A 14,577-nucleotide genomic window follows, 5' to 3' on the forward strand; every position below is an offset into this window, starting at 1 on the left:
GATTGTTTCCATTTGAAAACCAAAGGTTGCCTATTAGCGCGCTTATCAATGGAAAAAACCACTCTAGACTGCAACCTCGTTCAACCACTTCGAGGAACAGCACGATGAAAATTCTTTTGATAGGCGCAGGTGGCACCATCGGTTCAGCGGTCGACAAGGAACTGTCCCAGCGCCACGACATCATTCGCATCGGCCGTAACAGCGGCGACTTCAATGTGGATATCAGCGACAGCGCCTCGATCCGCAAGCTGTTCGAGCAAACCGGTAAATTCGATGCGCTGGTCTGCGCTGCCGGCAACGTGACCTTTGCACCGCTGGATGAAATGAGCGAAGAAAGCTTTGCGCTGGGCTTGAAAGACAAGCTGATGGGCCAGGTCAACCTGCTGCTGATCGGCCGTGAATTCGCCAATGACGGCGCCTCGTTCACCTTGACCACTGGCGTGCTCAGCCACGACCCGATTCGCAGCGGCGCCTCGGCGGCATTGGTCAACGGCGCGCTCGACAGCTTCGTGCGTGCGGCGGCCATCGAACTGCCCCGCGGCTTGCGGGTGAACTCGATCAGCCCGACCGTTCTGCTCGAAGCCATGGGCAGTTACGCGCCGTACTTCCGGGGCTACAAGCCGGTTCCCGCAGCGGATGTGGCATTGGCCTACGCCAAAAGCGTAGAGGGCCTACAGACCGGCCAGACCTTTCACGTCGGCTGACACACCACCCTCACTGTAGGAGCGAAGCTTGCTCGCGAAAGCGTTCTGTCATTCATGACGATGCTGGATGCACTGGCCCCTTCGCGAGCAAGCTTCGCTCCTACAGGAGATCGAACATCGCTGGGGTTGTGATGAACGGTCAGGCTGCGTAACGTGGCGGCACTTGTCTGGAGAGCCAAAGATGCGTGTTGCCCGTTCCTTAGTCCTTGTCGCCCTGCTTCCGCTGTTTGCCGCCTGCCAATTGTTTGATGGCCCGCGTGAAAGCGCCTCCCACGTGGGCCAGACCCGCCTGCAGGGCCAGTTGACGGCAGCGGACGGCAAGTTGCTGTTCCAGCCGTGCAATGAACAGCGCAGTTATGTGGTCAATGACAGCGGTGGCACCAGCGTCTTGCAAGAGGCCGCGGCCCTCGCCGATGCCCAGGGCAAGCTGTTCGCCGACGTGCGTGGGCAAATCGTCGACAGTCGCCTTGATCTTGAACAGCTGTACCGCGTCGAACGCTCCGGCGCCGCCTGCGACGATCCCAATTTCAAATTGCTGATCCTGCGCGCCGCCGGCCACTCGCCAGAGTGGAACGTCAAGGTCAGCGGCAAAGGCATGGTTATCGACCGTGCCGGCCAGGCGCCCCTGGCCGTGCCCTATGTTGAAGAACAGCTGGGCGATGGCCGTTTCAATCTCAGCACCGAAGCCAATAACCAGCACATCGAACTGTGGGTCGCGCCGCAACGTTGCGTCGACAGCACCACCGGCAGCGTCCAGCACATGAGCGCCGAGCTGCGCATCGATGGTCAGGTGCAACGCGGTTGCGGGTATTTCGGCGGCTCGCGTAACGACTGATCGTTTTTGCCTCACGGGACCGGCGTTTGGGGCTTATAATCGCCGCCTTCAAACGCCTTGGCGCAGTTGTGCGCCCCGCGAACCGGATCCTGTCATGTTACGAATCACCGAACTCAAGTTGCCGATCGACCATCCCGATGAAGACCTGCGCCCTGCCATCGTGCAGCGCCTGGGCATCGCCAGCGATGACCTGCTCGATTTCACCTTGTTCAAGCGCAGCTACGATGCGCGCAAAAAGTCCTCTGAACTGTGCTTCATCTACACCATCGACCTCACCGCCAGGGATGAGGCCGCGTTGCTGCACAAGTTCGCCGATGACCGTAACGTCAACGTGGCGCCGGATGTCAGCTACAAAGTGGTCGGCCAGGCGCCGGCGGATCTTGAACAACGTCCTGTCGTCGTGGGTTTTGGTCCGTGCGGGATTTTCGCCGGGCTGCTGCTGGCGCAAATGGGCTTCAAGCCGATCATCCTCGAACGCGGCACCGAAGTGCGTCAGCGCACCAAAGACACCTGGGGCCTGTGGCGCAAAAGCGTACTCAACCCTGAATCCAACGTGCAGTTTGGCGAGGGCGGCGCGGGGACATTCTCCGACGGCAAGCTCTATAGCCAGATCAAGGACCCGAAATTCATCGGTCGCAAAGTCCTGCACGAGTTCGTCAAGGCCGGCGCCCCGGAAGAAATCCTCTACGTCAGCAAACCGCACATCGGTACGTTCCGACTGACCGGCGTCGTGGAAAACATGCGCGAGCAGATTCGCGCGCTGGGCGGCGAAGTGCGCTTCCAGCAGCGGGTCACCGACGTGTTGATCGAGGACGGCCAACTGGTCGGCGTCGAGCTCAATGGTGGCGAACAGATTCATTCGAAACACGTGATTCTTGCCTTGGGCCACAGCGCCCGGGACACCTTCCGCATGCTTCACAGCCGTGGCGTGTTCATGGAAGCCAAGCCGTTCTCGGTGGGCTTCCGCATCGAGCACCCGCAGTCGCTGATCGACCGCGCACGCCTGGGCAAGTACGCCGGCCACCCGAAACTCGGGGCGGCAGACTACAAACTGGTGCACCACGCCAAGAACGGTCGCGCGGTGTACAGCTTCTGCATGTGTCCGGGCGGCACCGTGGTAGCGGCGACATCCGAGCCGGGCCGCGTGGTCACTAACGGCATGAGCCAATACTCGCGTAACGAGCGTAATGCCAACTCCGGGATCGTCGTCGGGATCACCCCGGAAGTCGATTACCCGGGCGGCCCGCTGGCGGGTATCGAGTTGCAGGAACGCCTGGAATCCCACGCTTACGTGTTGGGCGGCAGCAACTACGAAGCCCCGGCGCAGTTGGTCGGTGACTTCATCGCCGGCAAGCCGTCCACCGAGTTGGGCAGCGTAGAACCGTCCTATAAACCGGGTGTTGCCTTGGGTGATCTGGCGCTGGCTCTGCCCGCGTTTGCCATTGAAGCCATTCGTGAAGCTCTGCCGGCGTTCGAAAAGCAGATTCGCGGTTACTCGCTGCATGACGCGGTGTTGACCGGGATCGAGACGCGCACCTCGTCGCCGCTGCGCATTACCCGCAACGAGTCGATGCAGAGCCTGAACGTGAAAGGTCTGTTCCCGGCGGGTGAAGGCGCGGGTTATGCGGGCGGGATTCTGTCGGCGGGTGTCGACGGGATTCGGATCGCCGAAGCCGTGGCCCGCGACATCCTCGGCCTGGAAGCCTGAAGCAACACCCCACTTGTAGGAGCGAGGCTTGCCCGCGAAGAACGATAATGCGGTCTTTTAGGAAGACCGCGTTAACCTCTTCGCGGGCAAGCCTCGCTCCTACAGGGGGGGGTGGTATCAGATATTCGCGCGTAAAACGTTGGCGGGAAGCGGTTCACCGCGCTCGACACTCCCCGCCACAACCTCCATCAACCCACTCAACTCATACCCTTGGGCCTTGAGCCAATCCTGGTCGTAATAGCTGGTCTCATACCGCTCGCCGCCGTCGCACAGAATCGCCACGATCGACCCCGACTCCCCCGCCGCTGCCATCTGCCCGGCCGCCATCAAGGCACCGATCAGGTTGGTCCCGCTCGACCCGCCGACACGCCGTCCCAAATGTTGCGCCAGGTAATGCATGGCCGCCAGCGACAACGCGTCCGGCACCTTGACCATCGCATCGATCACCTTGGGCAGAAACGACGCCTCGACCCGTGGCCGGCCAATGCCTTCAATCCGAGAACCATGGTCCAGTCGCAGGCTGGCATCCCCCGTCTGGTAGAAATCGAAGAACACCGAACGCTCGGCATCGGCGCACAACACGCGGGTGCAATGCTGGCGATAACGCACGTATCGACCCAGCGTCGCGGTGGTGCCGCCGGTGCCGGGGCTGGAAATCAGCCAGCTCGGCTCCGGGTACCGTTCAAAACGCATTTGCTGGAAGATCGACTCGGCGATGTTGTTGTTCGCCCGCCAGTCAGTGGCGCGTTCGGCATAGGTGAACTGGTCGATGAAATGCCCGTCATGTTCGCGGGCCAGGCGCTCGGACTCGGCGTAGATCTGCGTCGGATCGTCGACCAGATGACTCTTGCCGCCGTAGAACGCGATCTGCGCGATCTTCTCTTTGGACGTGGTCGCCGGCATCACCGCAATGAACGGCAAGCCCAGCAACCTGGCGAAGTAAGCCTCGGAAATCGCCGTCGAACCGCTGGACGCTTCAATCACCGGCGCGCCGGGTTTGAGCCAGCCGTTGCACAAAGCATAGAGGAACAACGAGCGCGCCAGCCGGTGCTTGAGGCTGCCGGTGGGATGGCTGGACTCGTCCTTGAAGTACAGCTCGATGCCCGCAAACCCCGGGAGCGGCAAAGGGATCAGGTGGGTGTCGGCGCTGCGCTGGAAGTCGGCTTCGATGATCCGGATGGCTTCGCGGGCCCACTGTCGGTTGTCGCTCATGATGGTTTTTCTCGTTGAGTCGGCCTTCGTGCAAGGCTCAGCCCATAAGCTTAGGAAAAATCCCACGCCACGCACAGATACAGCTGAGGCCCAATACGTTTGGCAACTGCTAGGCTCATCTCCGTGCCAACCCCTCGCGTTGTAACGGTATATAACAAAAAAGAATATAACTTTTGTTTTAACAACCAACGGTACGGGTTAGGGTGTGCCACCTTTTTGATTTTTCGATGGAGAGCGACCTTGCCTCTGCGTAGCACTTTCACGCGTTTCTTTCAGTTGGAAGCTGCCAGCGGTCTGTTATTGATCGCCGCGGCAGCCCTGGCTTTGATCATCAACAACTCCCCGTTGTCGTGGCTGTACAGCAGTTTCCTCGACACGCCGGTGGTGGCGCAGATCGGTGCGCTGCAAATCGCCAAACCGGCGCTGCTGTGGATCAACGACGGCCTGATGGCCCTGTTTTTCCTGCTGATCGGCCTGGAAGTGAAGCGCGAAGTCCTCGACGGCCAGCTGTCGAAACCTTCGCAGATCGTCCTGCCCGGCGCGGCAGCGATTGGCGGCATGGTCGTTCCGGCACTCCTCTACTGGTTCCTCAATCGTGACAACCCGGCAGCCCTGAGTGGCTGGGCCATCCCGATGGCCACCGACATCGCCTTCGCCCTCGGCGTTCTCGCCCTGCTAGGCAAGCGCGTGCCGGTGTCGCTGAAACTGTTCCTGATGACCCTCGCGATCATTGACGACCTCGGCGCCATTATCGTCATTGCGATCTTCTACTCCGGCACACTGTCGACACTTTCGCTGGCATTGGCTGCGTCGTGCATCGTCGCCTTGATCGCGATGAACCGGCTCGGCGTGGTCAAGCTCGGGCCGTACATGATCATCGGTTTGATCCTCTGGGTCTGCGTGCTCAAGAGCGGCGTCCACGCGACGCTGGCTGGTGTGACCCTGGCGTTCTGCATTCCCTTGCGCACAAAAAATGCCGAACCGTCACCGCTGCTGACCCTCGAACACGCCCTGCATCCCTGGGTGGCCTACGGCATTCTGCCGCTGTTCGCCTTCGCCAACGCCGGCCTGTCGCTCAGCGGCGTGACCATGGAAAGCTTCACTCACCACGTGCCGATGGGCATTGCGGTGGGCCTGCTGCTGGGCAAAACCGTCGGTGTGTTCGGCCTGACTTGGCTGGCCGTGAAAATCGGCATCGCCGCCCTGCCCCAAGGCGCCAACTGGGGCCAGGTGCTGGGTGTCGCGATCCTCTGTGGTATCGGCTTCACCATGAGCCTGTTTGTCGGTTCCCTGGCCTTCGAGCCGGGTGTCAGTGAATACGCCGGAATGGACCGGATGGGTATTTTGACCGGTTCGATTCTGGCGGCATTGATCGGTTACGCGGTGACAGCGGTAGCGAGCCGCAAGCGCACCGCGCTGCCATCCTGAGCGAAAGAGAACCCTCTTAACGACAATCAGGATTCGTCCTACAGCCACGTTTGACCTCGTTCGTTAACGTCGCACAGCCCCTTATCCGGGGCTGTCGATGTGCGAGCGCAAGGAAGATCAATGGCTGGAAACAAGGATATCCCCCGGGTTAAAAACCCACCGTCCGGCGACGGACACCACGTCACTCACCGCTTCATGACGGCCTCCGAACTGGCCGAGCGGGACGCCCGACAAAACACTTACGACGCCATGCTCGCCAGGCAAGAGGCCTTCGAGCTCAGTCGTGAGATCGCCCCCAAAAGGGACGAATCGGTTCGTGCCGGTTGCGTCTTCGCCAAGTCCTGCAAACTGCCGGACGCCATCATCGACTACTCGAATCCTTCGGGCATGGTACCTACCGACAGCCTCAAGGATTACGGGGAAGTCGCCTGGCTGGGTGCCCGCGAAGCGGACGATGCCGGGCTGCTGAATCTCGAAACCATCAGCGGCAGTACGCTCTCGCTCGGCATTGGCCGACTCGCCCTGAGTGCTCCGACGCTCGCGGCTCCGGTGGCCGCAATCGGCGCCGCCGGGGCCACCGCGCTGGCTACGGTGATCGCGCTGTTCTGGACGCCAAGCCTGGGCGACAGCGCGCTGTATACCGAAGATCAGTTGCGCGCTCTGAAACAGGCCAGGACCCGCGTTCGCTTGCAGGTCGAGCAACAGGCGGATGGCCGTCTCAAGGGTTATGGCTTCTACACCGGCAAGAACCGCGGTTGGGAAATGGTTGATGTTGTGCAGTTCACCTTGCGCGACAGTCAGCAGGTGGCGGATCTAGGGGATGGGGTTGAGCTGATCTGGACACCGGCAGTGGATGGTTCGGACATTCTCGGGATTCCGGCGCTGGAGGCTGCTCCACGAGCGCCGCATATTTGGGTGTATCCGCCGACGAAAGCGGCTGACGGGATTATTGTGAATCCGGTGTATCCGCCTGATTACAAGGATTTCATTCTTGTGTTTCCGGTGGGGTCGGGGGTGCAACCGGTCTACATCGTGGTTAGTGCTTCAGGACGAAAACTTCCTAACCCCGATCATGACTATCACTCCGCGCCCGAAACAGAAGAAATCACCGGATTTTCAGGCTTGCGCGAAGCGAAGAAGAAAACGCCACGGCAAGGAGGCGGAGGCCTTCGAGAACGTTGGATTGATAACAAAGGCCGAACCATCTATGAATGGGACTCTTTGCATGGAGAGCTAGAAGCCTATCGTGCAAGCGATGGAAGTCATCTTGGCTCGTTCGATCACAAAACTGGTGAACAAATAGATCCACCAAAAAAAAACCGAAGCATTAAAAAGTATCTGTGAGGACTACATGGGACTGAAAGTCAGATTGGACTGGTACGACAAGGAAACGGAAATAGCGGACGGAAAGGAATACTCCGCCGACCTTGGCGATGACGGTTCAATAATCGCCGCGTTGGGCTTGATGGCGGAAAGCGAGATTTACGATGGTGGATTCGATGTGTTGGTTGCTTGGATTCCAGAGATTCAGCCTCTGTTCAACCATCAAATTGATATTTCCGCTTTTGACTACCAGATTGCGTTTCGATATCGGAAAGAATGGTGAGAGTGCCCAAATCGTTTTTTATCCGATAAATGACTATCCATCAAAAAAGCCATGAAACATCTAATTATGGGAGTTCCGAAAGGAGAAGACTTTCCTTCATTCGAGAAACAGATCCCCATTGCCACCACTGAGCTCAAATTCATCATGGGATGGGCGAATGACGAAGACCCGTTGCATGATTACCGGCTAACCGACCAACAAGTCCTCGGTATAGAAAAAGCGTGCGCAATGGAGCTACCTAAAGATCTCGAATTGTTTCTGACTTCACACGACTAACACTATTGAAAACCAGTTCTCATAGAACGTCTTTCCGCACCCGCCATCCTGCCCCCCTCAAAAAACAAAACCCCGACCAGTCACCTGATCAGGGTTTTCTTTTACCGCTCGTTCCCGCTTAGTGCGTAACGCGGCTCGTACCGTCAACAGTCGCAATCCGTACCCGCTCGCCCACGCGGAACACTTCATTCTCCTGAACCTGCTGCACATAGGCGCGCATGCTGCCGTCGTCTTCACGGACGGTGATTTCCACGCCTTGGGTGCGGGTCAGGCCTTCTTCAGTGGCTGAACCGAGCAGGCCGCCCGCCACGGCGCCGATGACCGCAGCGACGATGCTGCCTTTACCGCCGCCGATGGCGCTACCGCCGACACCGCCGACCACTGCGCCCGCTGCGCCGCCGATCGGGGTCTTGGTGCCTTCGATTTTCACCGGACGCAAGGATTCGATGGTGCCCATGCGAACGGTCTGCACACGACGCGCTTCGTCACGGGAATAGGAGTCACCGGTCAGGCTCGATTGGCAGCCGGTGAGCAACATCGCCATCGTGGAAAAGGAAGCAACCAGCAGAACAGACTTACGCATAGCATCAACTCCAAAGGACAAGTATTCATTAAACTCCGCAGCTTGACGTCTGTCACGGCATCGCCCGGATAAAATTGGTTTCATTCAGGCTCGGTACAGGCGCCTCGGAACTCACCACACAGTAGCGGCAAACCGAAAAACCTGCCCCACTGACCCAAGGATTTTCATGGATTACTTCATCATTGTTGTCACCACGGTCGCCGGTTTGTACTTCCACTGGTGGCTGTACGTGCGGATCAAGCGCTGGATGGACCGCGATCTGGCGTTGGCGCTGGCGGGTAAAGACGAGCAGAAAAAAGCGTTCATGCTCGAGCAACTGGCAAGCGCTCAGGCGCAGAAGATCAAGCGCCGGGACCTGCCCCAGTGGCTTGAAGCCGCTGCGGCAGGCTATCCCGATCGGTAGACTGCTTAAGGTGCCAGACGTTCAAGAATCCAGTCGGCGCCTTGCAAACGGTAGTTGAGGCGATCGTGCAGGCGGCTCGGACGGCCTTGCCAGAACTCGATGCGCTCGGGTAGCAAGCGGTAACCGCCCCAATGTTCCGGGCAGTGCGGTTGAGTGTCGCTGAAACGTTGCTCGGTGTTCTTGAGCAGCGCTTCCAGTTCAGCACGATCGGCGATCACCCGGCTCTGGGGCGAAGCCCAGGCACCGAGACGACTGCCCAGCGGGCGGACCTGGAAATAGGCGTCGGACTCTTCAGCCGTAACCTTCACCACCCGCCCTTCGATGCGCACCTGGCGCTCCAGGGTCGGCCAGAAAAACGTCATGGCGGCGAACGGGTTTGCCGCCAGATGCTGGCCTTTGGCGCTGTCGTAGTTGGTGAAGAAGGTGAAACCCTCTTCGTCCAGGCCCTTGAGCAGCAGAATGCGGCAATGCGGCCGACCGTCCTGATCGACGGTGGCCAGGGTCATGGCATTGGCCTCCACCGGCGGTTGCTCGGTTTTCACCGCGTCCGCAAACCACTGATGGAACAGTCCGAACGGCTCGGCCGGGGCTTGCGCCTCGGTCAGACCGTCACGGGTGTAGTCGCGACGCATATCAGCCAGGCCCTGGGTCATGGCGCATTCCTTTTGGTTAACGAATCACTTCTTTGCAGCATCGGCAGCGGCGACTTTCTTGTCAGCCACTGCGGCTTTTGCTGGGGCAGTCTTTTTCGCCGGGGTCGCGGTTTTAGCCGGTGTCTTCTTGGCTGGAGCCTTGGCGGCTTTCTTGGCCGGGGCTTTTTTCGCAGCAGGCACAGCCGCTTTTTTCGCCGCAGGTGCAGGCGTGACAGGCTTGACCACTGGCTTGACGTCCTGGGCAGCGACCAGGCGAACGGGCGCCGGAGCCGGCATGTTGTACTTGCTCAGCAACGCGACCATGGTGTTTTGCGGAGTCACCAGCAATTCCACACGACGGTTCAAGGCGCGACCTTCGTTGCTGTCGTTGGCTGCACGAGGGGCTTCACCGCCCATGCCGCGCAGCATCAGGCGATCACGCTGCAAACCGCTGAGGCGGAAGATCGCAGCGACGGCTTGCGCACGCTCCTGGCTCAGTTTGACGTTGGCCGGTGCGGCGCCCGAGGTATCACTGTGACCCAGTACCAGGACGGCGGTCTTAGGATCGACTTCCAGGATTTTCGCGACGCGAGTGAACGGGCCTAGGGTCACGGGCAGCAACATGGCCGGACGGTCCGGGTTGAACGAGCCTTCTACCGGCGCGGTCACGACCAATACGTTTTCACGACGCTCAAGTTGCAGATTGCTGTCCTTGATCGCTTCACGCAGGCGCGGCTCGTAGTCGTCGAGCCAGGCTTGAGTGACTTTAGGATCCGGCATCGGCACGGCTTTGGCGGTGGGTTGATCTTTACCCCCGAACGGCCACCACCACTTTCCACCGGCTTCAGCTTCAGCCTTGGCCACTTCGACAGGCTTGGCTTCGGGTTTTACTTCCGGCTTTTTGTCGAGCGCTTCATCGGAGCCGAACGGCCAGTACCAAGGGTTGGAACTTTCAGCTTTGGTCACTGGAGCCGCGGCGGCCGTTTTCAAAGGGGCTGGGGTCGGGGCCGGAGCCGGCTCTTTCGCCGCGACTTTGTCGGAGGAGCCGAACGGCCACCAGCTGCTGCCATCCGAATCATTTTGTGGGGTCTGTGCACAACCGGTGATCGCGACACACAGGGCCAAGGCAAGGGTGGTTTTATTGAATGACATTGGATATCCACAAAAATGAAATCATAAAAAATCAGGCCGGCGTGACCGGATAAACAGACGGTTGGAAACCATAATGGCCTTCGGGTTCCGGCCCTGGAGCCCGAGAGTGCGTATTACAGACAAGTGGCCAGTACCCGCGCAAGCTTCTGCGCGCGCGGATCCATCAAGACGTAAGGCCCCAGTGTATTTGTCACAAATCCGAAGGCCACATCATGTTCCGGGTCAGCAAAACCGATGGAGCCGCCAGCGCCCGGATGGCCGAATGCCCGCGGGCCGAGGCCGTAAGTCGCATTGGGAACGTCCGGTTGATCAAGCATGCAACCCAGGCCAAAACGGGTCCGGGTCAATAAAGTCTTGTCTTCGCCAAGGCTGTGTTCGCGGGTCAGCTCCTCGAGCATTTCGCTTTCCAGCAGGCTGCCATCAAGCAGGCCGGCGTAGAAACCAGCAAGGCTACGGGCGTTACCGTGGCCATTGGCGGCGGGTTGTTGCATCCGGCGCCATTCGGGTTTGTTGGTGCTGGTCATGATCGACGGCGGGTTAGTGAAGGCCCGGGTGGTCATGGCGGTCGGCTCGCGCATAGTCACTTGCAGCAAGCGCTGGGCCGCCGCATCGCCAACGTTGCCCTTGCCGCGGGCGATGTGCGCCACGCGATGGAACTCTTCGTCCGCCAGGCCCACATGGAAATCCAGCCCTAACGGCTTGGCGACCCGCGCCACAATCGATGAGCCCGGCCCACGACCGTCGGCACGGCGCAGCAACTCGCCCACCAGCCAGCCATAGGTGATTGCCGCGTAACCGTGGCCTTCGCCCGGTGTCCACCACGGCGTTTCGGCAGCAAGGGCATCGACCATGGTGTACCAGTCGTAGAGCGCTTCGGGTGCCAGCAACTCGCGCAGTGCCGGCAGACCGGCCTGATGGCAGAGCAACTGGCGCAAGGTGACGGAGTCTTTGCCGGCGGCGGCGAATTCGGGCCAGTAGCGCGCCACCGGGGCATCCAGTTGCAGCTTGCCTTCGGCCACCAATTGCAGGGCGGTGACGGCAGTGAAGGTCTTGGTGCAGGAGAACAGGTTGGCGATAGTGTCGCTGTGCCAGGCTTCAAGGCCATCCTTGTCGGCGGTACCGGCCCAGAGGTCGAGGACGGTTTCGCCACCGACCCGGATGCACAACGCCGCACCACGTTCCTGAGGATCGTCGAACAGCGCCGCGAACGCTTCGCGTACTGCTTCGAACTTAAGCTCGTAATGACCCTGAATCTGCACCCGCAACTCCCCGGACTATCGTTCTACAAAGTGGCCCGCATTGTTCCAGCCATTGAAGGTTTTGGGAACAGGCGTGAGCCGGGCGGTCGGTTGCCCATGGATTGGATCAGAAATTTGTCGTCAGGCTCGCTCCCCAGGGATCACGCAGCACCATGGTGGGAGCGAGCCTGCTCGCGAAGAACGATAACGCGGTCGAGCAGGGCTCAGTGACCGTTGGCCGAATGGCCACCGGCATGGTCCGCACCTTGCCCCACGCCTTTGCCCGCATCACCTTTTTTACCGCCCTCGCCTTCATGGGCGGCTTTATTTGCTGCAGCCTTGGCCTTCTCAGCCTCCTTGCCCAACTGGTCAACGGTCGCCAGGTTGCTCTTGCGCACGCTGTCGACAAAGCCCTGGAACGGCAGATCGGTAATGCCCACCAGGCCAAAGTGACCGTTCTCGCCATCCAGCAGACGTCCGGTCACCGGTTGATCGAGGTACTGGAACCAGTGCACGCCGACAATCGACGGTTCGCTCAACGCCTGTTTGAGGAAGTTGGCATAAGCCGGGCCACGGTCTTCTTCCTTGGCCAACTGCGTCACGCCGCCCCAGAAAGGACCGCGATCAGCGGAGCCGAAGTTGAACTCGGTGATCAGCACCGGTTTGTCCAGGCTGCGCAATTTGGCGAAGTCATAGCCGTCTTGCGGTTGCAGGGTGTACATGTTGAAGCTCAGTACGTCGCAATACTGGGCGCAGGACTCAACGGCTTCCGGGGTGCTGGTGGCGAAGCGACCGCCCAGCAGCAACTGGTTCGGTGCGTGCCACTTGAGCGAATCGGAAAGGGTCTTGAAGTAGGTATCGGCGAAGACCTTCTGGAAGTATTTGAAATCAGCTTCGATTTCCGGGTGTTCGGCGCTCGGCAGCGGCGGCACGAAACCCGGGTCTTCCATCAATTCCCAGGCCGGCAAGTCGATGCCCCACGCCTTGGAAAGGCCGGCCTGATTGCGGTACTTGTCGCGCAATTGCTTGAGAAACGCCCGTTTGGCCGGCACGTCGGTGGTCATTTTCAAGGTGCCGTAGGCCAGTGCGTAACGGGCTTTCGGATCGTCGCCGGGGCCGGCCCAGGCCAGTTCGTTGTCGGCGAAGTAACCGATCAGCCAGGGATCGTCGCGATGGTCACGGGCGGCGATGGCCACGGCGCGTTCGGTGGCCATGGCGAAGCGTGGGTCGAACGGGTCGGGCATGCCGCCCCACCAATCGGTGCCGGTGCTGATGCTGGCGTAATCGCCGACGATCGACAGCGGCAAGGTGTACGGCACACGGTCAGCATTGGCCAGCGCCGGAGCGCTCCAGTTGCCGACCGTGTTGAAACCCCAGGCCTGCAGGCGGTCCAGGGTATGGCTGGCCCAGCGTTGTTCATCAACCACGGCTTTGCAGGGTTCAGCAGGTTTTTGCTCGACGGCTTTGGCGACGGTCGCTTCCTCCGCGCCGGTCTTGGCGGCTTCGGCGACGCCGGATTCGGCAGTCGTAGGTGCGACAGGTTGCTCGGCGGCCTTGTCGGTCGTGGCCTCGACCGCATCAGCCTTGGCCGCTTCGGCGACACCAGCCTTGGTGTCGCTGCCCAGCGCGCACGGTTCGCCGTACAGGCGCTGCAAGTTAGCGCCATAGAAATCGTACCAGCGACCGGCGTTATAACCACGGCCCTGATCGGCGCCGTTGCCACCACGGTTGTCGCCTTCGCCATAATGACTGGCCAAGGGTTCTTCCGGTTTTGGCAGGGATTCAAACATCCACTCGCGGCCGGCGATGTAGGTCTGGTTGACGTTCGGGGTAACGGTATTGACCCCCAACGAATAGAACGGATGCCCTTCCGGAGTCACCAGGTACCAGCGACCGTCACGTTTTTCCGTGCGGAAAAAACCGCTGGCCTTGAACGTCGGGCCTTTGTTCCAGCCGCCGAACTTGTCCAGGGACAACTTCTGACGCTCGGCGAGCCAGGTTCTGGTTTGTTGCTGTTCTTTGGCGGCGGCGCTTTTCAGTTGCTCATCGCTACCGACCTTCTCCGGCCATTTGGCCCGGGTCGATTGACCGTAGGCGTCCACCAGGCCGCCGTATGCCGCCTTGGTCACCGCTTCACCGTCCTGCACGCCGAAACGCTCAAGCAGGATACTTTGGGCTACTTTCGGCTGATCCATCGACAACGTCACCGACACCACCTGGCTGCGATCCAGCTCACCGGCGCTGCTGGCCAGCAATACCCGTTGGCCGTCAAACGTCATCGGCATCGGCGGCCCGGCCTTCATGCCCTGGCTCAGCGGCGAACTCGGTTGCAGCGGCACCAACAGGGTCTGCGCCGGTCCGGCGGGCAAGTCGACACGACTGATCAGGGTCTTGCCATCGTTGCTCTGGATTTTCACGTACAGGGTCACGGCCCAGTCCATCGCGCTCTGAATGCGCAAGCTCATGACACCTGACTGGGACCAGTCCCAGGCGCCGGTTTGCGGGGTCAGACGCAAGGTCGGTTGCGCCACCGGGTTGAACGTCACCCGACGCAGCACTTCACCTTCGGCCGTTTGCTCCGCATTGGATTGCGGCAGGCTGGCATCCTGAGTTGCCACCTGGACCACATCGGCGGGGCGCACAAAGTTGAACAGCGTCTGTTGGCCGGCAGGGGCTGCCAGCAAAGGGGCTGCGAACATCAGGGCGAAAACAGCAGGCAACGAACAGCGAATCATAGGAACGTGTTTCTCCCGAACGACCCTCAATGGGCCAATGGAAAGGTGGTGGCTGAACGATAGAC

At 60.3% G+C, this 14,577-nt stretch carries 13 protein-coding genes; 7 read left to right on the plus strand and 6 right to left on the minus strand.

Annotated features, from left to right (window positions below; translation table 11 throughout):
• Window positions 1-104 precede the first annotated feature (104 nt).
• The 3 genes from BLU63_RS03300 (at window position 105) to BLU63_RS03310 (ending at window position 3,247) form a co-directional block, all read left to right on the plus strand.
• A complete protein-coding gene (locus tag BLU63_RS03300; protein ID WP_083374876.1) occupies window positions 105-704 on the plus strand; it encodes a short chain dehydrogenase in 600 nt (199 codons plus the stop codon).
• Window positions 705-885: 181 nt separating this feature from the next.
• Window positions 886-1,539: a COG3650 family protein gene (locus tag BLU63_RS03305; protein WP_083374877.1), complete on the plus strand. Its 654-nt coding sequence runs from the start codon at window positions 886-888 to the stop codon at window positions 1,537-1,539.
• Window positions 1,540-1,633: 94 nt separating this feature from the next.
• Window positions 1,634-3,247, plus strand: a complete 1,614-nt coding sequence (locus BLU63_RS03310) for an NAD(P)/FAD-dependent oxidoreductase (RefSeq protein ID WP_083374878.1) — start codon at window positions 1,634-1,636, stop codon at window positions 3,245-3,247.
• A 117-nt stretch (window positions 3,248-3,364) separates the two neighbouring features.
• Here BLU63_RS03310 and BLU63_RS03315 read toward each other — a convergent pair whose 3' ends face one another.
• Window positions 3,365-4,462 (minus strand): PLP-dependent cysteine synthase family protein, encoded by a 1,098-nt coding sequence (locus BLU63_RS03315; protein WP_174604226.1) that lies wholly within the window; start codon window positions 4,460-4,462, stop codon window positions 3,365-3,367.
• A 237-nt stretch (window positions 4,463-4,699) separates the two neighbouring features.
• Here BLU63_RS03315 and nhaA point away from each other — a divergent pair, with 237 nt between their 5' ends.
• The 3 genes from nhaA to BLU63_RS03330 all read left to right on the plus strand — a co-directional run bounded on the left by nhaA (window position 4,700) and on the right by BLU63_RS03330 (window position 7,493).
• Window positions 4,700-5,887: a Na+/H+ antiporter NhaA gene (gene nhaA / locus BLU63_RS03320; RefSeq protein ID WP_083374880.1), complete on the plus strand. Its 1,188-nt coding sequence runs from the start codon at window positions 4,700-4,702 to the stop codon at window positions 5,885-5,887.
• 120 nt (window positions 5,888-6,007) lie between these two features.
• Window positions 6,008-7,231 carry a colicin E3/pyocin S6 family cytotoxin gene (locus BLU63_RS03325; RefSeq protein ID WP_083374881.1) on the plus strand — a complete coding sequence of 408 codons (1,224 nt, stop codon included), beginning with the start codon at window positions 6,008-6,010 and terminating at the stop codon, window positions 7,229-7,231.
• 7 nt (window positions 7,232-7,238) lie between these two features.
• Window positions 7,239-7,493: a colicin E3-like toxin immunity protein gene (locus tag BLU63_RS03330; RefSeq protein ID WP_083374882.1), complete on the plus strand. Its 255-nt coding sequence runs from the start codon at window positions 7,239-7,241 to the stop codon at window positions 7,491-7,493.
• Window positions 7,494-7,887: 394 nt separating this feature from the next.
• Here the strand turns inward: BLU63_RS03330 and BLU63_RS03340 are convergent, their stop codons facing one another.
• A complete protein-coding gene (locus BLU63_RS03340; protein ID WP_010462609.1) occupies window positions 7,888-8,352 on the minus strand; it encodes an outer membrane lipoprotein in 465 nt (154 codons plus the stop codon).
• A 166-nt stretch (window positions 8,353-8,518) separates the two neighbouring features.
• Between BLU63_RS03340 and BLU63_RS03345 the strand changes: the two genes are divergently transcribed.
• Complete coding sequence (locus BLU63_RS03345; protein ID WP_077749569.1) at window positions 8,519-8,755, plus strand: hypothetical protein; 237 nt, start codon at window positions 8,519-8,521, stop codon at window positions 8,753-8,755.
• A gap of 5 nt (window positions 8,756-8,760) precedes the next feature.
• On the opposite strand, the gene pdxH is transcribed toward BLU63_RS03345, so the two are convergent.
• The 4 genes from pdxH to BLU63_RS03365 form a co-directional block, all read right to left on the minus strand.
• On the minus strand, window positions 8,761-9,408 hold the full coding sequence (pdxH, locus tag BLU63_RS03350; RefSeq protein ID WP_010462613.1) for a pyridoxamine 5'-phosphate oxidase: 648 nt from the start codon (window positions 9,406-9,408) through the stop codon (window positions 8,761-8,763).
• 24 nt (window positions 9,409-9,432) lie between these two features.
• On the minus strand, window positions 9,433-10,539 hold the full coding sequence (locus tag BLU63_RS03355; protein WP_083374884.1) for an OmpA family protein: 1,107 nt from the start codon (window positions 10,537-10,539) through the stop codon (window positions 9,433-9,435).
• 113 nt (window positions 10,540-10,652) lie between these two features.
• Complete coding sequence (locus BLU63_RS03360; RefSeq protein WP_010462617.1) at window positions 10,653-11,798, minus strand: EstA family serine hydrolase; 1,146 nt, start codon at window positions 11,796-11,798, stop codon at window positions 10,653-10,655.
• A gap of 203 nt (window positions 11,799-12,001) precedes the next feature.
• Window positions 12,002-14,512, minus strand: coding sequence for a beta-galactosidase (locus BLU63_RS03365; protein ID WP_083374885.1), 2,511 nt, complete (start codon window positions 14,510-14,512; stop codon window positions 12,002-12,004).
• Window positions 14,513-14,577 lie beyond the last annotated feature (65 nt).

The sequence above is a fragment of the Pseudomonas mandelii genome, from assembly GCF_900106065.1.
GTDB classification, from domain to species: domain Bacteria; phylum Pseudomonadota; class Gammaproteobacteria; order Pseudomonadales; family Pseudomonadaceae; genus Aquipseudomonas; species Aquipseudomonas mandelii.

Coding starts and splice junctions, on each gene's coding strand:
- BLU63_RS03300 (WP_083374876.1), top strand. CDS start 105: ATGAAAATTCTTTTGATAGGCGCAGGTGGCACCATCGGTTCAGCGGTC.
- BLU63_RS03365 (WP_083374885.1), bottom strand. CDS start 14,512: ATGATTCGCTGTTCGTTGCCTGCTGTTTTCGCCCTGATGTTCGCAGCC.
- BLU63_RS03325 (WP_083374881.1), top strand. CDS start 6,008: ATGGCTGGAAACAAGGATATCCCCCGGGTTAAAAACCCACCGTCCGGC.
- BLU63_RS03310 (WP_083374878.1), top strand. CDS start 1,634: ATGTTACGAATCACCGAACTCAAGTTGCCGATCGACCATCCCGATGAA.
- BLU63_RS03305 (WP_083374877.1), top strand. CDS start 886: ATGCGTGTTGCCCGTTCCTTAGTCCTTGTCGCCCTGCTTCCGCTGTTT.
- BLU63_RS03355 (WP_083374884.1), bottom strand. CDS start 10,539: ATGTCATTCAATAAAACCACCCTTGCCTTGGCCCTGTGTGTCGCGATC.
- BLU63_RS03340 (WP_010462609.1), bottom strand. CDS start 8,352: ATGCGTAAGTCTGTTCTGCTGGTTGCTTCCTTTTCCACGATGGCGATG.
- pdxH (WP_010462613.1), bottom strand. CDS start 9,408: ATGACCCAGGGCCTGGCTGATATGCGTCGCGACTACACCCGTGACGGT.
- BLU63_RS03345 (WP_077749569.1), top strand. CDS start 8,519: ATGGATTACTTCATCATTGTTGTCACCACGGTCGCCGGTTTGTACTTC.
- BLU63_RS03330 (WP_083374882.1), top strand. CDS start 7,239: ATGGGACTGAAAGTCAGATTGGACTGGTACGACAAGGAAACGGAAATA.